The organism is Pseudomonas sp. T8 (assembly GCF_024610635.1).
Lineage (GTDB): Bacteria > Pseudomonadota > Gammaproteobacteria > Pseudomonadales > Pseudomonadaceae > Aquipseudomonas > Aquipseudomonas chlororaphis_I.
In genome coordinates, this window is record NZ_CP102374.1 from 1923823 (window position 1) to 1942696 (window position 18874).

An 18874-nucleotide genomic window follows, 5' to 3' on the forward strand; every position below is an offset into this window, starting at 1 on the left:
CTGTTGATTACTTCTTCTTTTTCGGGGCGATGACCATGATCAGCTGGCGTCCTTCCATCTTAGGATGCTGTTCGACCGAACCGTACTCTTGCAGGTCAGCTTCAACCCGCTTGAGGAGTTCCATCCCCAGCTCCTGGTGGGCCATCTCACGGCCGCGGAATCGCAAGGATACCTTGGCCCTGTCCCCGTCACTCAGGAAACGTACCAGGTTGCGCAGTTTTACCTGGTAATCCCCTTCCTCCGTCCCTGGACGAAACTTGATTTCTTTTACCTGAATCTGCTTCTGGTTCTTCTTCGCCGCGGCAATCTGCTTCTTCTTCTCGAAGATCGACTTGCCGTAGTCCATCACACGGCAAACCGGTGGGACTGCGTCGGCGGAGATTTCCACCAGATCAAGCTTGGCTTCTTCAGCAATACGAAGCGCTTCATCAATCGAGACGATGCCAATCTGCTCGCCGTCAGCGCCAATTAACCGAACCTCGCGTGCCGAGATATTCTCGTTGATCGGGGCTTTCGGTGCAGCTCGTTTATCTTGTCTCATTTCACGCTTAATAATAATTACTCCGAATCTGGGCGACCACGCCGGGAAACCGCTTGTGCAAGGAACTCCGAGAATTGAGCGACGGGCATCGAGCCCAGGTCAGCACCTTCACGGGTACGCACAGCGACAGTCTGCGTCTCGACTTCCCGATCTCCAATAACCAAGAGATAGGGAACCTTGAGCAAAGTATGCTCGCGGATTTTAAAGCCGATCTTTTCATTTCTCAAGTCGGACTTGGCACGAAATCCGCTTTGGTTGAGGGTTTTTTCCACTTCGAGGGCAAAATCTGCCTGTTTATCAGTGATATTCATCACCACTGCCTGGGTCGGAGCCAGCCACGCAGGGAATGCGCCTTCGTAATGTTCGATCAGAATCCCGACGAAACGCTCGAAGGAACCGAGGATCGCCCGGTGCAACATTACCGGATGTCTACGGCTGTTATCTTCGGAAACGTATTCAGCGCCCAGACGGATTGGCAGGTTGAAATCGAGCTGCAAGGTACCACACTGCCAGACACGCCCCAGGCAGTCTTTCAGCGAGAATTCGATTTTCGGGCCGTAGAATGCACCTTCCCCTGGCTGCAGGTCGTATGGCAACCCGGCGCTATCAAGCGCAGCGGCCAAGGCATTTTCAGCGCGATCCCACAGCTCGTCGGAGCCCACACGCTTTTCAGGGCGGGTGGAAAGCTTCATTTCGATGTCCTTGAAGCCGAAGTCGGCATAGACATCCATGGTCAGTTTGATGAATGCCGCGGATTCGGCCTGCATCTGTTCTTCGGTACAGAAGATGTGCGCGTCGTCCTGGGTGAAGGCACGCACACGCATGATGCCGTGCAATGCACCCGACGGCTCGTTGCGGTGGCAGGCACCGAACTCGGCCAGACGCATCGGCAGCTCGCGGTAGCTTTTCAGGCCCTGGTTGAACACCTGCACGTGGCACGGGCAGTTCATCGGCTTGATGGCGTAGTCGCGGCTTTCCGACTCGGTGGTGAACATGTTTTCGGCGTAGTTGGCCCAGTGCCCGGATTTCTCCCACAGGCTGCGATCGACCACCTGCGGAGTCTTGATCTCCAGGTAGCCGTTGTCGCGCTGAACCTTGCGCATGTACTGCTCGAGCACCTGGTATAGGGTCCAGCCGTTCGGATGCCAGAACACCATGCCCGGCGCTTCTTCCTGGGTATGGAACAGGCCCAGGCGCTTGCCGATCTTGCGATGGTCACGCTTCTCGGCTTCTTCGATACGCTGGATGTAGGCCGCCAGTTGCTTCTTGTCCGCCCAGGCAGTGCCGTAGACACGCTGCAACTGCTCGTTCTTGGCATCGCCACGCCAGTAGGCGCCGGACAGCTTGGTCAGCTTGAAGGATTTGAGGAAACGAGTATTCGGCACGTGCGGACCGCGGCACATGTCGACGTATTCTTCGTGGTAGTACAGACCCATGGCCTGTTCGTTCGGCATGTCCTCGACCAGGCGCAGCTTGTAGTCTTCGCCGCGAGCCTTGAACACTTCGATCACTTCGGCGCGCGGAGTGACTTTCTTGATGACGTCGTAATCTTTCTCGATCAGCTGCTGCATGCGCTGTTCGATGGCCGCCAGGTCGTCCGGGGTGAAAGGACGCTCGTAGGCGATATCGTAATAGAAGCCTTCATCGATCACCGGACCGATCACCATCTTCGCCGTCGGATACAGCTGCTTGACCGCGTGGCCAACCAGGTGAGCGCAAGAGTGGCGAATGATCTCCAGCCCCTCTTCATCCTTTGGCGTGATGATTTGCAGGGTCGCGTCGCTGTCGATCAGATCGCAAGCGTCGACCAGTTTGCCATTGACCTTGCCGGCCACAGTGGCCTTGGCCAGACCTGCACCAATGGATGCGGCGACCTCGGCTACGGAAACCGGATGATCGAATGAACGTTGACTGCCGTCGGGAAGAGTAATAGTGGGCATGGCGCCTCCTCTCCTAGTGGTGACCCCTACCAAAGGTCACGTGGGTTGGGATGAGCCAGTACGCGGTTCGATCCAGGCCGTTCATGACGAACGCCTGCCTCACAGTGGCAGGAGCCTTGCGGCCAACCGGTAAAACGAACCAGAGTGACTGGAGTTCAAATCAGAAAAATAGAGGCATAGACCGCGGTGGGATTGAAACTCGCCCAGAGCTTGAAAACACCCAAGCCGGGCATGCTAGCACAGATGAACGGTCATCGCGCCGTACTTCCCACCGGGAGCAGCGCAGCAGCGCTTTCTAAGCTACAAAGTGAACTTGATGTGTACCCAAGGTCTCAAATACACCGAGAATCGCCATTCTTGTACCAACCCCAGGAGAGCTCGACTCATGCGCCTCACCCAACTATTCGCCCTTGCCGCCCCTTTTGCCCTACTGCTGCCACTGAGCGCGCAAGCCGCCTGGCCAGCCGGGGTACGCGCCGAGTACATGAAGGATTGCACGGCTGCCGCCAGCCAGAGCGTTGATGTGAAAAGTGCAGAAAAGCACTGCGCCTGTGGTGCGGACAAGCTCAATGAGAAATTCACTACCGACGAAATCAAACAACTCATGAGCAAGCAGACTCAACCGGATCCGGCGCTGAGAACCAAGGCGCTGGAGGCTATTGCCGCTTGCCGGGTGGTGAAATAAGTCTTTAAAGCGCGAGAGAGGGCCTTGAATCAGGCTCGATGCGATCTGAAAACCGGCCTTTTTTCACAATTTACGCAGCTTTTACGGCTTTTTTTATCACCGAATATTTTCGCTGAAAGCCCCTTAAACCGGGGCCTTCAGCCGATCGGAGCAACAAAACGGACTCAAGCACCTGGGAATCAGCACGTCCAGGGGGCTCCCAAGTCGAACATTTCGACTATGATAGCCCGGTGTGCCCAGTTGGCCTGAGCAGCACAGTACTACTGAAAATATATGTTTCTTGGAGATACACCATGTCTAATCGCCAAACCGGCACCGTAAAATGGTTCAACGATGAAAAAGGCTTCGGCTTCATCACTCCTCAAGGTGGCGGTGACGACCTGTTCGTACACTTCAAAGCTATTGAAAGCGACGGTTTCAAAAGCCTGAAAGAAGGCCAGACCGTTTCCTTCGTGGCTGAGAAAGGCCAAAAGGGTATGCAAGCTGCACAAGTTCGTCCTGAGTAATTTCTCAGCGAGCTAAAAAAACCCCGTCCATGTGACGGGGTTTTTTATGCACGGTGCAAAAGCGCCGACAGGATCAGCCGCAGTTGACCCGAGTGATCACCAGGTTGTTATCGGTGTTGAGGTTCAGCCGATCGGAACGGTATTCCAGGGTGATCATGTCATTCGGCTTGAGAATACGAGCGTTCTGCGCACCTGCGCGAGTGCGTGCCTGCTCCAGCAGCTCAGGCGAGGCTTTTTTGCCAATGGCGAATTCGGCCGCCTTAGCCTCACAGCGGCTATGGCCGCTCTCGGTCGCTACCGGATCCTTATCCGGCGAAGAAGTGCTGCACCCTGTCAAAACGACTGCAGCCAACAAGGTACCGAATGACGCGAGCTTCCAAGGCATGAAGCCTCCTTTTCAAAAATAAGCAGAGATAGTGCGACAACCACTCTGACTATTGGTTTCACAAACGGACTGGCCAATGGCCTCTTGGCCAAGACAGCGGGCAAGTCTGCATCAGGTACGGCCACGTTTTCATACAGCAATCGTGACCGGATATGAACAGACTCAGTAAATATCGATGTAATCGAACGGTGGCTTCGGCCAGTTCTGTCTCAATGCGTTAAGAATCTGCGTCACCCAGACCTCATCGCTAGCCGCTACAAGGCCGACATAACCGGAGCCGGCAGCCCAGGTTTCCAGCCTGAACAGCAGGCCGTCGATTTCCGCACCACCGACCACGCCCGACGAGATATAGGCAATGCCCGTCTTGGTCACTCGCAGCTGGGTATGCACATCGTCACTGGCCGACGCCAGCAACTGGCGCACCGCCTCGAAGGTCAAGGCATCAGGGTTGTTCAAATCGATCTGCACACGGGCACCCTTTGAAAACAGACAATGACCAAGTGTCGCACAGCCCTCCCCTCATGCCTAAGTCGGAGTGCGAAAAGCCCGCCAAGGTGTTTAACTCTACAAGACCGGAAGCCCTCGACAAGCGTCTGTCCGGCCCGCCCATTTCCGAGCTTGCGAGACATCCATGGCCACCGTGACGATCGACGCCGACATCAAAGCCAAATGGCCTGAAGGCCATTGTTCCTACAGCCCCGGCAGCCCCGAAGAGCTGGCAATCATCGGCATCGACTTACTGATCAGGGAGCTGGGCACCGAAGCGGCCCAGACGTTCATCGAGCAGATATTCGAGAAGTATCCCGGCGAGCACTCGGGCACGCCGGATACAGGGAAGGCGTAACGCCCGACAGGCTGGCACCTGCCGGGAATATCACTTATTTCAGGCGAGCCAGGCGCTCGGTCAGCAGATCGAAGAAGCCCTGGGCATCGCCATTCTCCACCCAGAACACGTTCTTCTCCTGCTTCAGGCCGTCGTACCAATCGACGATGGTCTGGCCGAAGGTTGGGCCCTCACGGCTGTCGATCACCATGTTGGCCTGGCGCCCGCTGAACAGCTCGGGCTTGAGCAGGTAGGCAACGACGGTCGCGTCATGCACCGGGCCACCCGGGATGCCGTAGTGCTCCATGTCACCCTTGACGTATTCGTTGAGGATATCGCCTACCACCTTGCTGGCATTGTTGTTCAAGGCCGCGATCTTCTGCAGGCGCGCATCGCTGGTCAGTACCTTGTGGGTGACGTCCAGCGGCAGGTAAGTCAGCTTCACACCGCTCTTGAGCACCACCTCGGCAGCCTGCGGATCAGCGAACAGGTTGAACTCGGCCACCGGGGTGATGTTGCCGCCATTGAAATGCGCCCCGCCCATGACTACCACTTCCTTGATGCCTTGAGTGATATCCGGTGCCTGGATCAGCGCCAGCGCCAGGTTGGTCTGCGGCCCCAGCATGGCAATGGTGATGCTGTGGGGCTTGGCGGCGCGCAGGGTGTCGATCAGGTAATTGATCGCACTGCCCTCGGCCAGGCCTTTTTTCGGCTCATGCACCGTGACCCCGGAAATGCCTTCCTTGCCGTGAATATTCTCGGCATAGATCGGCGTGCGCAGCAGCGGCTTCGGCGCGCCCGCATACACCGGCACCTCTTCGCGCCCCGCCCACTCACGGGCCAGGCGCGCATTACGCGAAGTCTTGTCCAGGCGCACGTTGCCGGCCACCGTGGTCAGCGCGCGGATCTGCAGCTCTTCCGGCGACGCCAGGGCGAACAGCAACGCCACCACATCATCGGCACCCGGATCGGTATCGATGATCAGATCGATTTTTTCTGCCGCATGGGCGCTGGTAGCAGTGAACAGGGACACGAGCAGAACACTCCGGATCAGGTGCTTCAGTAGCTGAGCATAGCGGTGCATGGCGCACTCCTTTGCGTGGTTGAACAGAGAGAGGCAACGCTCAGAACGTCACCCCGGCAATCAAAGCAATGTTGCAATAAGGCTGACACTCGCCCGTCCGGACGATGGCCCGCGCCTGGCGGCTGAGCACCTTGAACTCATCGTGGCCCAACAGCTTGCGCGCGCCCAGCGCCCCTTCGGTGCTCAGCGCCTCAAGCGCCTGCAAGACCGGGGACTGTCGATCCAGAATCTCCTGCGCCAGTACATGGCCCTCCACCTGCATCTCGCAAAGCACTACCTGCAAGGTGCTGAGGAAGTCCGGAATGCCCTGGGTCAGGGCCAGGTCGATCAATTCGACGCCCGGTGGCACAGGCAGGCCGGCATCGCCGATGACCACGATATCGCCGTGCCCCAGGGAGGCGATCAGTCGCGACAGGGCGACATTGAGCAAGGGTGTCTTTTTCATGCGGGAGAGAACGCCTGTACGTCGGACAACGTGGGAATGGAAGGTTGCGCACCTGGACGAGTCACCGACAGCGCCGCCGCGACCTGGCCGAAACGAATCGCCTCGGCCTCGCTCTTGCCGGCAGCCAGGGCTGCGGCAAAACCACCGACGAAGGTGTCGCCGGCGGCCGTGGTATCGACCGCCTTGACCTTGGGTGCAGGGAAATGCTCGAAACTCGTGCCATTGGCGAACAGCGAACCCTGGGACCCGAGCGTGATGATGACCTTGCCGGCCCCGGCAGCGATCAGGCGGGCGGCCGCGGCTTCGGCGCTCGCCAGGGAATCCACTGGCAAGCCGCTGAGGGCCGCGGCCTCGCTTTCGTTGGGAATCAGATAGTCGATGGACGCGTACCAGTCCGCCGGCAACGGGCCACTGGCCGGTGCGGGGTTGAGGATCACTGTCTTGCCCAGTTCACGGCCACGCTTGAGGCTATGCCCCACCGTGGGCAGCGGTACTTCGAGCTGACAGATGATCACGTCGGCCGCCTGCAGAACCTTGTCGAAGCCGCTGACGACCTCTGGCGTGAGCTGACCGTTGCCACCGGCCACGATCACAATTGCGTTCTGGCTGCTGTCGTCCACCACGATCAAGGCGACGCCACTGGAGCCGGGGACAGCGGTGACGGCCTGGCAATCGATCTGTTCGGCGAGCAACGCCGAACGCAATTGCTCGCCGTAGGCATCATCACCGACGCAACCGATCATCGACACCTGGGCGCCCAGACGGGCCGCCGCCACTGCCTGGTTCGCCCCCTTGCCACCGGAAACCGTGGCGAACGACTGGCCGATCAGGGTTTCACCGGCACGCGGCAGCCGCTCGGCCCGGGTGACCAGGTCCATGTTGAGGCTACCTACTACCACTACTTTTGCTGGCATACATCGATACTCACAATTCGATTCAACGGTACTCGGCGAATGCGCCGGCCACGGGCGCCGTCGACTCGCGCAGGACAATGCTTGGCGTGACGATCCGCTGGTCGGTCGGCAATCCAGGCGCAGCGATACGACGCAGCAACAGCTCCGCCGCCTGCTCGCCCAACTGCAGGATCGACTGGCCGACCGTGGTCAGCGCCGGATACACATAACGGCTCATCTGGATGTCGTCGAAGCCAATCACCGACAGCTCGCTCGGCACCCGGATATTGCGCTCCGCCGCCGCGCGCAGCACACCGATGCCCATCATGTCGTTGCCGGCAAAGATCGCGCTGGGCGGGTTGCGCTCCAGCAACTGGGCCGCCGCGTGATAACCGCCGGTGCTGGTGAAGTCGCTCTGCAGGATACGCTCCGCAGGCACCTCCACGCCGGCCTCGCGCAACGCCCGCTGGAACCCCGCCAGACGCAGCTGCGCCACGCTGGTGTAGTCCGGACCGCCGATGCAGGCGATATCACGATGGCCCAACTTGAGCAGATGACGGGTCGCCAGGTACGCGCCGTATTCGTGGTCGATACGCACCAGATCCGCATCCACCCCTTCCAGCCCCCGGTCGACGATCACCATCGGTGTGCGCACAGCCGCCAGGCCCTTGGCCAGCCCACCGTCGCCACCAGCCGAGGTCACAATCAGGCCGTCGATGCGTTTTTCCAACAGCACCCGCAGGTAGCTGCGCTGTTTTTCCGGGTCATCGTCGGAGTTGCAGAGAATCACGCAGTAGCCGTTGCGCTCGCAATAATCCTCGATCCCCCGGGCCAGTTCGGCGAAATACGGGTTGAGGCTGTTGGGCACCAACAGGCCGATGGTCGCCGTGGTCTTGGCCTTCAGTGAGCGCGCCACGGCGCTGGGCACGTAGTCGAGCTGCTGGATCGCCGCCTCGACCTTGATCCGCACCTCCTCGCTGACCGGGCGTGTCTTGTTCAACACGTGGGAAACCGTGGTGTAGGAGATCCCCGCGAGGGCCGCCACATCTTTGATCGTTGCCATGACTCAGCTCCGCCGGCTTGCGCGCTGGCTGCGATAAGTATCCAGCACCACCGCAATCACGATGACCGCGCCGGTGATGATACGTTTGGTCGGCTCGGTCGCGCCGATCTGCGCCAGCCCCGCGGCCAGCACCGAGATAATCAACACCCCGAAAAAGGTGCTGATCACCGATCCGCGTCCGCCCATCAGGCTGGTACCGCCGATCACCACGGCCGCGATCACTTGCAGCTCCAGACCGGAGCCGGCATTCGGGTCCGCCGCCTCCAGGCGGGAAATCTGGAACAGCGCGGCGATGCCCGCCAGCAGTCCCATCAGGCTGAACACCAGGATCTTGTAGGGCTTGGGATTGATGCCGGCCAGGCGCACCGCTTCCTCGTTGGTGCCGATGCCGATCAGGTAACGGCCGAACACCGTGCGCGTCAACACCGCCTGGGCGATGAAGATGATCAGCAAGGCGATGATGAAGGACGGCGAGATGCCAAAGGCGATCGGGTTCGACAACCAGGCGAAGGCATCACCGATATAGGCAGTGCGCGAGCCGGTCATCTGGTAAGCCACGCCGCGGGCCATTTCCAGCACGCCGAGGGAGACGATGAACGAAGGAATACGCCAGGCCACGGTGATCGAGCCGGTGATAGTCCCGGCCAATGCCGCGCAGCCCATGCCCAGCAGTGCCGCCGGGATGACACTCCAGCCCCAGCCGAGAATCGCCACGCTGACGGTGGAGGCCGCCAGGGCCAGCACCGAGCCCACGGACAGGTCGATACCGCCGATGATCAGGACAAAGGTCATGCCCACCGCCAGCACCATCAGGTCCGGGATCTGGTTGGCCAGGGTGCTGAAGGTGTCGTAGGAAAGAAAGTGGCTGCTCAGCGTCGAGAACAGCGCAATCATGGCCAGCAAGGCACCGGCCAGCCCCAGGTAGGTACCCAGGCCGTAGTAGTTGCCGCCACGTTTGCCGGCCGAAGATGCAGTTTTCATGGGAGGTCCCTAGGCGCCGCTTCGTTGAGCAACGCATCACGTTTTTGATAGCCGGCGAAAGCGGCGGCAAGCAGTTCATCCTGGGTCCAGCTGTCGCGCTCGAAGGTATCGATCAGGCGCCCGGCGGACAGCACGCCAATGCGATCGCAGATCAGCATCAGCTCCCGCAAGTCACTGGAAACCACCACCAGCGCCTTGCCCTGGCGAGTCAGTTCGCCGAGCAGGCCGTAGATGTCGAACTTGGCGCCGACATCGATGCCGCGGGTCGGCTCGTCGAACAGCAGCACCGCGCAATCGCGCTCCAGCCAGCGACCGATGACCACCTTCTGCTGATTGCCGCCGGACAGTTCGGACACCCGTTGCGCCGGCCCCGAACTGCGAATGCGCATGGCATCGATCTGCCGCTGCGCCAGCGCCGATTCGTCACGGCCATTGACCAGGCCGCCACGGGAGATTTCCGGCATGTTGCCCAGGGCGATATTGGCGCTGATGGATTGCGTCAGCAGCAGGCCTTCACCCTTGCGATCCTCGGTGATCAGGGCAATGCCGTGGGCCACCGCGTCGACCGGCGAACGGATATTCGCCACCTGCGCCGGAGAACCCAGGGCAACCGTGCCGCTGTCAGCCTTGTCGGCACCGAAGATCAGGCGCAACAGCTCGGTACGCCCGGCCCCGATCAACCCGGAAATACCGAAGATCTCGCCGCTGCGCACCTCGAAAGACACGTCCAGTACCTTGTCGGAACGACTCAGGCCGCTGACCGTCAGGGCCGGCGCACCAATCTTGCGCGGACCGAGATCGATGTGCTCGCCCAGCTCGCGCCCCACCATCAGGTTGACCAGTTGCTCGCTGTTGTAATTGGCCATCGGCTCGACGCAAACCAGGCAACCGTCACGCAGCACCGCAATGCGCTGGGCGACCCGGGCCAGTTCTTCCAGGCGATGGGAGATGTAGATGATGGCTACGCCACGGGCCTGTAGACGGGTGATCTGCTCGAAGAGCAACTCGACTTCGCGGGCCGTGAGCATCGCGGTCGGCTCGTCGAGGATCAGCACATGGCAGTCGCCGATCAGGTTGCGCGCGATCTCCACCATCTGCTGGTGGCCGATCCCCAGTTCGCCGACCAGGGTATCGGGATCAATCGCTTCCAGGCCGACCTGAGCCATGGCTTCGATCGCCGCCTTGCGCAACTGTTTGCGATTGATCCAACCGCCGCGGCTGGGCAGGTTATCGAGGAACAGGTTCTCGGCCACCGACAGGGTCGGCAACAGGTTGAGCTCCTGCATGACCATGCGGATACCCAGCTCCTCGGCCTGGGTGCGACTGCCGGGACGGTAAGCCTGACCGTTGAAACGCATCTCTCCGGTGGTCGGGGTCACCAGGCCACCGATGATTTTCGACAGGGTGCTTTTGCCTGCGCCGTTTTCCCCGGTCAGCGCCAGCACCTCCCCGCGCATCAGCGTCAGGTCGATGCCGGTCAATACCGGTTGCGCGTAGGTCTTGCCGATACCGCTGACCGAAAGGACAGCGTTCACAGCGGAAACTGACATAAGAAACTCTCCATGCGCCCGCCTGTTCAGGTGGGCGCCGTTGCGCCGCCAGAACGATTACTGGGTGACCAGCTCAACCGGAGTTTCGATCACGCCATTGGCGCCGCCGTCCACCTTCTCGCCCTTGAGAATCTTCAGGGCTGTCTCGATACCGAAGACTGCCTGCTTGGCGGCGAATTGGTCGGCGGTCGCCAGCACGCGACCGTCCTTGAGCATCGGCTTGATGGCATTGATGTTGTCGTAGCCGACCACCTTGACCTTGCCGGCCTTGCCCGCCGCACGCACCGCCGAAACAGCACCGACGGCCATGCTGTCGTTACCGGCCAGCAGCGCCTTGAGGTTCGGGTATTCGCTGAGCATGGCGGCGGCGACACGGTTGCCGGCGTCGATTTCCCAGTCACCGGATTGCAGCGAAACCACCTTGATCTGCGCGGCCTCCATTGCATCCTTGAAGCCTGCGGTGCGCTGCTGGGCGTTGGTGGTGGTAGACACGCCTTCGATGATGCCGACTTCGTCACCGGCCTTCAGGTCCTTGGCCAGGTACTCGCCCACCAGGCGCGCTCCCTTGCGGTTGTCGGGGCCGACAAAAGGCACGCTGATGTTTTTGCTCTTGAGTACCGCCGGGTCCAGCTGGTTGTCGATGTTGATCACGGTGATACCGGCGTCCACCGCCTTCTTGATCACCGGCACCATGGCCTTGGAATCCGCCGGGGCGATCACCAGCGCGTTGACCTTGGAAACGATCATCTGCTCGACGATACGGATCTGGTTGGCGGTGTCGGTTTCATCCTTGATGCCGTTGGAGACCAGGTCGAAATCGGCGGCATGGTCTTTTTGATACGCCTTGGCGCCGTCTTCCATAGTGAGGAAGAATTCGTTGGCCAGGGATTTCATGACCAGGGCGACCTTGGGTTTTTCCAGGGTCTCGGCGAATGCCGAAGAGAGAGGAAGCGTAGCGGATGCGGCAGCCAGAACAGCGACAGCGAGAAGACGTCCAGCGAATGGCAGCTTCATGGGTTCACTCCGATCTTATGATTATTGTGAGCAACGCTTGCGCTGGAGTACGCTCGACGACCTTCAGGCCCCGATGAACGCGGCTTGAAGCGAACCTGAGGCGGGTGTGACTCTTATTCGCCCAGGGCCTGCGCAAACGTTTGCGTAGAACGAACTATGCGAACCCTGCCGGGATTTGTCAACGGGAAAGCCAGCGCCCATGAGCACCGCGGAACTCCAGGACAGGCGCCCCGCCAAAACAACACGCAATCATGCGGTGGTGCTGACCAGCCCGCCCGCGCCCGACGAAGAGTCCTTGCTCAACTCCTTGACCAGGTTCCCCACCACTTCCTGCAACGCACCGCTGGTATCGGCGAGCTGGCCTTGAATCGCCATCACCACAGTCGCCTTGGCTTCCGGGGTCGGGTAGCTCGCCGCCTGGGCGGCGGCCAACTGCTGCTGTTGCTCCTGCAATTGCGCCTGCAGTTCTTTCATGCGCTTGAGCAGCATTTTTACCACCAGACTCTGATTGTCCCCTTCGGACTCTTGAGTCTCGGCCTTCTCGGCTTCGGCACCGGACGCCACCCGCAGCTTGCCGTCTTCGTCCAGCCCCAGGGTTTGCGCAGCGTTATCGGCGGCGCCCTGGCTCAGAGCATCGATAGTGGCCGGCGATTTACCGTTGATGGTGATGGCCCCGGCAGCAGGGAAACCGACAGAAATAGACATGTGAGCTCCATAAAGAAACGATCCTTGAAGGGCATCGGCTGCAAGGACCAGCTCTTTAATTCAGAATTTTCCTCATGCCAATCAGAACTGTCGGACAACCGAACGCGAATCTTCCGGCTATTCGGAAAACCGGACAGCAAAACGTCCCGTGCATCCGGCAAATAAAAATAAATTGATATAAATCATTAAGTTAAAAGAGTTTTGCGGCCACAGTCCGGCTGGTACAGATCCTGCTCTTTCTTTTCGCCCGCGGCATTCAGATCTGTCTCGGGTGTATCTAGATGAACCTGCACCAGCACCGTCTCACTACTAGAGAGAAAATAATGAAATCTGCTTTCAACACCCTTGTTCCGGGCGCCTTGGCCCTCCTCTTGCTCCTTCCGACTGCATTGCAGGCCAAGGAAGTCGAAACCCAACAGAAGCTGGCCAACGTGGTCGTGCTCGCTACCGGCGGCACCATTGCCGGCGCCGGCGCCAGTGCCGCCAACAGCGCCACCTATCAGGCCGCCAAAGTCGGCATCGAGCAGTTGATCGCCGGGATCCCCGAGCTGAGCCAGGTCGCCAATGTGCGCGGCGAACAGGTCATGCAGATCGCCTCTGAAAGCATCACCAACGAAAACCTGCTGCAACTGGGCCGCCGCGTCGCCGAACTGGCCGACAGCAAGGACGTCGATGGCATCGTCATCACCCACGGCACCGATACCCTGGAAGAAACCGCGTACTTCCTGAACCTGGTGGAAAAGACCGACAAGCCCATCGTAGTGGTCGGCTCCATGCGTCCGGGTACCGCCATGTCCGCCGACGGCATGCTCAACCTGTACAACGCCGTCGCCGTGGCCGGTAGCAAGGAAGCCCATGGCAAGGGCGTGCTGGTCACCATGAACGACGAGATCCAGTCGGGTCGCGACGTCAGCAAAATGATCAATATCAAGACCGAAGCCTTCAAGAGCCCATGGGGCGCGCTGGGCATGGTGGTGGAAGGCAAGTCCTACTGGTTCCGCCTGCCGGCCAAGCGTCACACCTCGGGTTCGGAATTCGATATCAAGACCATCAAGAGCCTGCCTGACGTAGAAATCGCCTATGGCTATGGCAACGTCAGCGACACCGCCTACAAGGCCCTGGCCCAGTCCGGCGCCAAAGCCATCATCCACGCCGGTACCGGCAATGGCTCGGTGTCTTCCCGCGTAGTGCCTGCCCTGCAAGAGCTGCGCAAGAATGGCGTGCAAATCATTCGTTCGTCCCACGTCAATGCCGGCGGCTTCGTACTACGCAACGCGGAACAGCCTGACGACAAATACGACTGGGTCGTGGCCAACGACCTGAACCCGCAGAAAGCCCGCATCCTGGCCATGGTCGCCCTGACCAAGACCCAGGACAGCAAGGAACTGCAGCGGATGTTCTGGGAATACTGATTGACCCGCCCGACCTGCTCAGGTCGGGCACTGCTCTACCCCGCACTCGCCCGCCCCGGGTGAGTGCTCCGCCCCAGTTGGCCGGCTCTCTTCCTTTCCCGTCGATAAAAAACTCAATCGTTTTGCAGTAATCCGCGGATATCGCTGTCAGAAGAACTTCTTGAATTTTAAGCGGTTGCGAAATTTCCTACAGTAAAATACTGTACGCGCATACAGCTTAATAAGGAATGTTCCGTGCCCGCCGCAGCAACTACCCCACCAAGCTCTTATGAACGCCTCGGTTTGCGCGTTCAGAAAATCATCAATTCGCCCAACGCGCAAAAAGCCAAAGCCGCCCTGATCTTCCGTCAGCCCGACGAGGTGGTCGACGAGTGGGAGCGCCTGCTCGAAGAAATCGCCGAAAACGACAACGTCACCCTCGCCTATCGCGATGACGGCGGTGTGCAGATTTTCTGGGTCGTGCCGAAGGAAGACTGAGTCGATGAGTGTCCGCTGTTTTGCTGTACTGCTGTTTTGTGTTGCCCTGAATGCCCACGCCGATGCACCCCGCACCTTCAACGAAGCGAAGAAAATCGCCTGGAAGCTGTACGCCCCGCAATCCACCGAGTTCTACTGCGGCTGCAAGTACAGCGGCAATCGGGTCAACCTCGCCGCCTGCGGTTACGTACCACGCAAGAATGCCAACCGCGCCGCGCGCATCGAGTGGGAACACATAGTTCCTGCCTGGCAGATCGGCCATCAGCGCCAATGCTGGCAGCAAGGCGGGCGCAAGAACTGCACCCGCCACGACCCGATCTATCAACGCGCCGAAGCCGACCTGCACAACCTGGTGCCGAGCATCGGCGAGGTCAACGGCGACCGTAACAACTTCAGCTTCGGGTGGCTGCCGGCGCAGTCCGGCCAGTACGGCTCATGCCTGACCCAGGTCGACTTCAAGGCCAAGAAGGTCATGCCGCGCCCGTCCATTCGCGGCATGATCGCCCGGACCTACTTTTATATGAGCAAGCAGTACAACCTGCGCCTGTCGAAACAGGATCGCCAGTTGTACGAAGCCTGGAACAAGACCTATCCGGTACAACCCTGGGAGCGCCAGCGCAATCAGAGCGTGGCCTGTGTGATGGGGCGCGGCAACGAGTTCGTCGGCCCGGTCAACCTGAAGGCCTGCGGCTGATTCCGTCCGGATTACCGATAAACACCTGGGGCATGGACAGCCCCTTCAAGATGACTGAGCGCCGACCAGGCCGGTCGCTCAACGTCGCTGCGACGACCTGGCCTGGCACTCAGAAGAACGGCTTACTGCGCGACGCGGTGCTCGATCACTTGCGGTTCGATATTGCGCTTCTTGGCCTTGGTCAGCTTTTCGACCAGCTCGGTTTTCTTGGCTTCGGCTTCGGCCTGGGAATCGAACGGGCCGATCAGCACCCGATCCTTGCCCTCTTCGACGACGACATAGGAAACGATCCCGTGCTCGATCAGCCAGCCAGCCAGATCGCTCGTCGCCTGAGGCAGGGTGCCGGCGACCAGCACATCCCATTGCGGTTTCGTGGCGGCCTGCGGCGGCTGTGCCTGGACGACCGGCGCCACCTTCTTGTCGACCTCGACCTTCTTGCCCTCACCGCATCCCGCCAATGCCAGGACCGCCATCATCATCGCTACTGTGCGCACAACCTACCCCCTTGAAAGTCTGAGGCGGCGATTTTAGCACCCCAATCCCCTGCGCAAACGCCACAAAATCAGCGCAAAACAAGGAGAATGATATTTATCGCCTCTGTATAGTTGCAGCTCGGGAATTAATACCGCGTCTGCGCGTCAGAAAGAGGCACCCACACAGTGGTACTTCGCAGTAATCTATACGCACTACTACCGACATCTGCACTGTCTGAATCAGGTGCCCTACAAAGCAATCAAGGAGAAGATCATGCTGATACTCACCCGCAAAGTCGGTGAAAGCATAAATATCGGTGACGACATCACGATCACCATTCTGGGCGTGAGCGGCCAGCAAGTCCGGATTGGCATCAATGCCCCGAAAGACGTCGCAGTCCATCGCGAAGAAATCTACCAACGGATCCAAGCCGGCCTCACCGCCCCGGACAAACGCGAAACACCTTGAGCGTCATGAGCGGCCAGCCCTTTGTCTCATCACAATGGCTGGCGCAGCGTCGTCGTTGATTGATTCCCCCGCAGCACACTCCCCTCTTCAAATGGCAGCGGCGCAGTTCAGGCCGCCAGCGCCAGCCCTGGCAAAGTGCGTTACCCAAGCCCTCCACCGATAGCGCTCCATCCCGGCAATCTGTCGATACGACTCGGCCGGGAGAAAGCCCTCCCTCGTTTTTGTATAAATACTCAGTAGCGTGGCAACGAGCAGGAGGAGTAATTTCAAGACCTACCGCCTCCGCGAGCCTGCCGAGGCTCCCCCTTGCCACCGGCAGACGCTTTACGAACAAGGAGCGGTCAATGCAAGAGTTCGCTTACCTTCTGATCACCAACGACCTGAATGCAATGCGCACCATTGCCGCCTGCTCGACGGAGGGGCTCTACGAAGTCAAACGCGGAATATTCACCTTCCGCTCCCAGGCCAACGTCGACTACCTGCACCGTGCGCTGGCCATCGTCAGCGACGAGTTCGGCATCATTCCTGTGCAGCAGGCCGAGTTCAAAACCAACCGGGCCACCATCAGCAAGGCTTTCAGCCAACTCTGCTAGAGCGCGCGGCGCTCGGTGATGCACAACAACCCACATCGAGCCAAAGCACACTCGACTCGCTGCTCCTTCCTCACCTCATGGCTGGCTGAACATGACCCCACGCGCCATGCCGCTGGCCGCCACCACCAGCAGCACGATCAACAGCGCCTGCAGATGGCTGATGCGCGCAAACAGCGTGGCGCGGCCGGTATCGATCGAGGTGCCGCGCCCCAGGGCGATTCGCCATTTGATCAACGTCACCATCGGCAATATTTCGAGCAACAGGATGATGATGAACAAGGTCATCTTGATGTGAAACAGCGGCTGGTGCAGGTAGTAATCCGTACCTTTTTCGTAGCCGGCAAAAGCCCGCAGTAAACCGGTGATCAACAACACCGCGGCAGCCAGCCCCCAGCCGTTATCGGCCAGCAGAGCCCGGCGCACGTCCGCCCCCTCGGTGACCACGCGACGCAACGCCGTACCACGATTGAGCACCGCCGCAAAGGCGACAGCAAAGGCCAACAGGTGTACAGCCGCGAGAAACCAGTGCATGAGCATCGCTCCACTCTCCATTGACGGATGACAAAAAACAGCCTGTGAGTATTAGTTCATAACCCGCAGCTTTGCCCTGCTCTACGTACAACAAAAAGGCGCCCGTCATGGGGCGCCTTTGTACCGCTTCCACCACCGTTCACGCACGCCGCTGAATCGCCACCTTGGCCCAAAGGGTAAAGGCGACATCCGGGGTCCAGCCGGCATTCGAGGTGTGCTCCTGGAAGCACAGATACAGATTGCCCTGGTAGGTCACACCGTCATCTTTGCGATAGTGATGATTCAGTTGCCATTCCGGATATTGCGGGTCAGGTACCCCACCGGCAGTCTTGATACTCAGGTTAGTGCTCGGCAGCGACTGATTACCCTGGGTATCCGTGGCGCTGACAAAGTAGCTGTACAGCGTATCGGTTTTCAGACCTTCGTCCTTCAGGGTCAGCGAGGCCGTCTGGGCCACCGGCTTGCCATCGCGGAACAGGGTGTAGAACTCGATCGGACGAACACCGTGGGCAGCACTCCAGCTCAAGGTCACGCTGTTCTCCGTCTGTGCAGGAGAAACCAGGTTGCCCGGCGCCGAAGGTCGCTCCTCGCCGCTGCCGCCATGGATCAGCGGCGCATAACGATCACGGAACTCCCAGTTGTAACGGACGCCGTACCTGTTGATGCCGTTATCCCAGTTGACCGACCAGGTCATCAGCCCCTTGATCGACAAGCCGGCACGATCCAGACGCTTGAAGGCGTTGCTCACCGACGCGGGGTCAATGACATACCCGCTCGCCGCTGCGTCGACGTTGGCCGGCAGACCGATCACGAACTTGTCGGCAGGGATGGCGATATAGCCACGCGTACCGGTGACCAGGCTCTCGGTCAGATAAAACAGAAAGTCTTCCTTCAGCGCGTCGTCATTCTGGGCTATCCAGACCCCCTTCCCGCCGTTGGCTTCCTGGACCCACAGACCGTCGCCGCCCTGGTTGTAGTACTGCGGCGCGATGAAATCGTAGTAGCCATCCAGCGCCTGGATGTAACCGACATACTTGCCGCCGGTGACGAGGTAGGGAAACTCTGGCGCCATGCTGATGATGAAATGCTTGCCCTCACCTGCGTAGTGATCCTTCACCAGCTTGAGCGCCGCCGGCAGCACAGTCTTGTTGTCGGCAAAATCGATGGCGCTCTGTTCCAGGTCGATGTCCAGCCCGTCGAAACCATAGACTTCCACCAGACGGATGATTTCGTTGGCCAGCGCTTGCTCGTTGCCCTTGTGCAACTCGATATGAGCATCCGCACCGCCAAGGGAAATCAACACCGCCCGCCCCTGGCTGTTGAGCACGCCAACCTGGCGCCGGAACTCCTCATCCGACAGGTTGTAGGGCTTGAAGGTGGGAATGCCGTTGCCTTTCATGAAGGCCACGGCCACCACGTTGTATTCCTTGGGTACATCCACCAGGTCGAGATTGGCGAACTGCCCCTGCTGGTAACCGTCACTGGGGCCTGCCGGCCAGTTGTGCCAGAAACCCATGAGAATCTTCTTGCCAGCGATCGACGGCATCAACGATGCCGAATCATTCAGCTGAGTCTTTACCGATGCAAAGTTGATCTTGTTCACGTTCTAA

The 18874-nt window shown here is 59.7% G+C and carries 23 protein-coding genes; 8 read left to right on the forward strand and 15 right to left on the reverse strand.

What is annotated here, in order from left to right:
* Positions 1-7: 7 nt before the first annotated feature.
* Complete coding sequence (gene infC / locus NRG23_RS08410; RefSeq protein WP_169914426.1) at positions 8-559, reverse strand: translation initiation factor IF-3; 552 nt, start codon at positions 557-559, stop codon at positions 8-10.
* Positions 559-2481 (reverse strand): threonine--tRNA ligase, encoded by a 1923-nt coding sequence (gene thrS / locus NRG23_RS08415; protein ID WP_009048132.1) that lies wholly within the window; start codon positions 2479-2481, stop codon positions 559-561. The genes infC and thrS overlap by 1 nt, the downstream gene beginning before the upstream one ends.
* 385 nt (positions 2482-2866) lie before the next feature.
* On the opposite strand from thrS, the gene NRG23_RS08420 reads away from it, so the two are divergent.
* Both NRG23_RS08420 and NRG23_RS08425 read left to right on the forward strand, forming a co-directional pair.
* Positions 2867-3166, forward strand: coding sequence for a hypothetical protein (locus NRG23_RS08420; RefSeq protein ID WP_009048131.1), 300 nt, complete (start codon positions 2867-2869; stop codon positions 3164-3166).
* A gap of 293 nt (positions 3167-3459) precedes the next feature.
* Positions 3460-3672 (forward strand): cold-shock protein, encoded by a 213-nt coding sequence (locus tag NRG23_RS08425; protein ID WP_003179963.1) that lies wholly within the window; start codon positions 3460-3462, stop codon positions 3670-3672.
* Between the two features lie 73 nt (positions 3673-3745).
* Here NRG23_RS08425 and NRG23_RS08430 read toward each other — a convergent pair whose 3' ends face one another.
* Positions 3746-4057, reverse strand: coding sequence for an I78 family peptidase inhibitor (locus NRG23_RS08430; protein ID WP_009048130.1), 312 nt, complete (start codon positions 4055-4057; stop codon positions 3746-3748).
* A gap of 162 nt (positions 4058-4219) precedes the next feature.
* Positions 4220-4525: a hypothetical protein gene (locus NRG23_RS08435; protein WP_124337953.1), complete on the reverse strand. Its 306-nt coding sequence runs from the start codon at positions 4523-4525 to the stop codon at positions 4220-4222.
* 163 nt (positions 4526-4688) lie between these two features.
* Between NRG23_RS08435 and NRG23_RS08440 the strand changes: the two genes are divergently transcribed.
* Positions 4689-4901, forward strand: a complete 213-nt coding sequence (locus NRG23_RS08440) for a hypothetical protein (RefSeq protein WP_009043057.1) — start codon at positions 4689-4691, stop codon at positions 4899-4901.
* A 34-nt stretch (positions 4902-4935) separates the two neighbouring features.
* Here NRG23_RS08440 and NRG23_RS08445 read toward each other — a convergent pair whose 3' ends face one another.
* The 8 genes from NRG23_RS08445 to NRG23_RS08480 form a co-directional block, all read right to left on the reverse strand.
* Entirely contained in the window at positions 4936-5964 is a 1029-nt protein-coding gene (locus tag NRG23_RS08445) for a nucleoside hydrolase (RefSeq protein ID WP_007920524.1), read from the reverse strand.
* A gap of 40 nt (positions 5965-6004) precedes the next feature.
* On the reverse strand, positions 6005-6409 hold the full coding sequence (gene rbsD, locus NRG23_RS08450; RefSeq protein WP_009048127.1) for a D-ribose pyranase: 405 nt from the start codon (positions 6407-6409) through the stop codon (positions 6005-6007).
* Entirely contained in the window at positions 6406-7323 is a 918-nt protein-coding gene (gene rbsK / locus NRG23_RS08455) for a ribokinase (RefSeq protein WP_257374352.1), read from the reverse strand. The genes rbsD and rbsK overlap by 4 nt, the downstream gene beginning before the upstream one ends.
* A gap of 22 nt (positions 7324-7345) precedes the next feature.
* A complete protein-coding gene (locus NRG23_RS08460; RefSeq protein ID WP_038631299.1) occupies positions 7346-8365 on the reverse strand; it encodes a LacI family DNA-binding transcriptional regulator in 1020 nt (339 codons plus the stop codon).
* A gap of 3 nt (positions 8366-8368) precedes the next feature.
* Positions 8369-9346: an ABC transporter permease gene (locus tag NRG23_RS08465; protein WP_007920531.1), complete on the reverse strand. Its 978-nt coding sequence runs from the start codon at positions 9344-9346 to the stop codon at positions 8369-8371.
* The gene (locus tag NRG23_RS08470; protein ID WP_124314847.1) at positions 9343-10896 is read right to left on the reverse strand and encodes a sugar ABC transporter ATP-binding protein; all 1554 of its coding nucleotides are present in this window, start codon (positions 10894-10896) and stop codon (positions 9343-9345) included. The genes NRG23_RS08465 and NRG23_RS08470 overlap by 4 nt, the downstream gene beginning before the upstream one ends.
* Positions 10897-10953: 57 nt before the next feature.
* On the reverse strand, positions 10954-11910 hold the full coding sequence (locus tag NRG23_RS08475; RefSeq protein WP_198919999.1) for a sugar ABC transporter substrate-binding protein: 957 nt from the start codon (positions 11908-11910) through the stop codon (positions 10954-10956).
* A gap of 249 nt (positions 11911-12159) precedes the next feature.
* Complete coding sequence (locus NRG23_RS08480; protein WP_257374353.1) at positions 12160-12615, reverse strand: hypothetical protein; 456 nt, start codon at positions 12613-12615, stop codon at positions 12160-12162.
* Positions 12616-12938: 323 nt separating this feature from the next.
* Between NRG23_RS08480 and NRG23_RS08485 the strand changes: the two genes are divergently transcribed.
* From NRG23_RS08485 to NRG23_RS08495, 3 genes are all read left to right on the forward strand, one after another.
* Positions 12939-14027 (forward strand): asparaginase, encoded by a 1089-nt coding sequence (locus NRG23_RS08485; protein WP_257374354.1) that lies wholly within the window; start codon positions 12939-12941, stop codon positions 14025-14027.
* Between the two features lie 234 nt (positions 14028-14261).
* Complete coding sequence (locus NRG23_RS08490) at positions 14262-14504, forward strand: DUF1654 domain-containing protein (RefSeq protein WP_009048120.1); 243 nt, start codon at positions 14262-14264, stop codon at positions 14502-14504.
* 4 nt (positions 14505-14508) lie between these two features.
* Entirely contained in the window at positions 14509-15198 is a 690-nt protein-coding gene (locus NRG23_RS08495; RefSeq protein WP_009048119.1) for an endonuclease, read from the forward strand.
* Between the two features lie 122 nt (positions 15199-15320).
* Here the strand turns inward: NRG23_RS08495 and NRG23_RS08500 are convergent, their stop codons facing one another.
* Positions 15321-15677 carry an SPOR domain-containing protein gene (locus NRG23_RS08500; RefSeq protein ID WP_009048118.1) on the reverse strand — a complete coding sequence of 119 codons (357 nt, stop codon included), beginning with the start codon at positions 15675-15677 and terminating at the stop codon, positions 15321-15323.
* Positions 15678-15945: 268 nt separating this feature from the next.
* Here NRG23_RS08500 and csrA point away from each other — a divergent pair, with 268 nt between their 5' ends.
* Both csrA and NRG23_RS08510 read left to right on the forward strand, forming a co-directional pair.
* Complete coding sequence (csrA, locus tag NRG23_RS08505; RefSeq protein WP_007920550.1) at positions 15946-16140, forward strand: carbon storage regulator CsrA; 195 nt, start codon at positions 15946-15948, stop codon at positions 16138-16140.
* Between the two features lie 344 nt (positions 16141-16484).
* Positions 16485-16733: a hypothetical protein gene (locus NRG23_RS08510; RefSeq protein ID WP_009048117.1), complete on the forward strand. Its 249-nt coding sequence runs from the start codon at positions 16485-16487 to the stop codon at positions 16731-16733.
* 75 nt (positions 16734-16808) lie between these two features.
* Here the strand turns inward: NRG23_RS08510 and NRG23_RS08515 are convergent, their stop codons facing one another.
* Together NRG23_RS08515 and NRG23_RS08520 are read right to left on the reverse strand one after the other, a co-directional pair.
* Positions 16809-17270: a DUF2214 family protein gene (locus NRG23_RS08515; RefSeq protein WP_009048116.1), complete on the reverse strand. Its 462-nt coding sequence runs from the start codon at positions 17268-17270 to the stop codon at positions 16809-16811.
* Between the two features lie 133 nt (positions 17271-17403).
* Entirely contained in the window at positions 17404-18867 is a 1464-nt protein-coding gene (locus tag NRG23_RS08520) for a carbohydrate-binding protein (protein ID WP_009048115.1), read from the reverse strand.
* Positions 18868-18874: the final 7 nt, after the last annotated feature.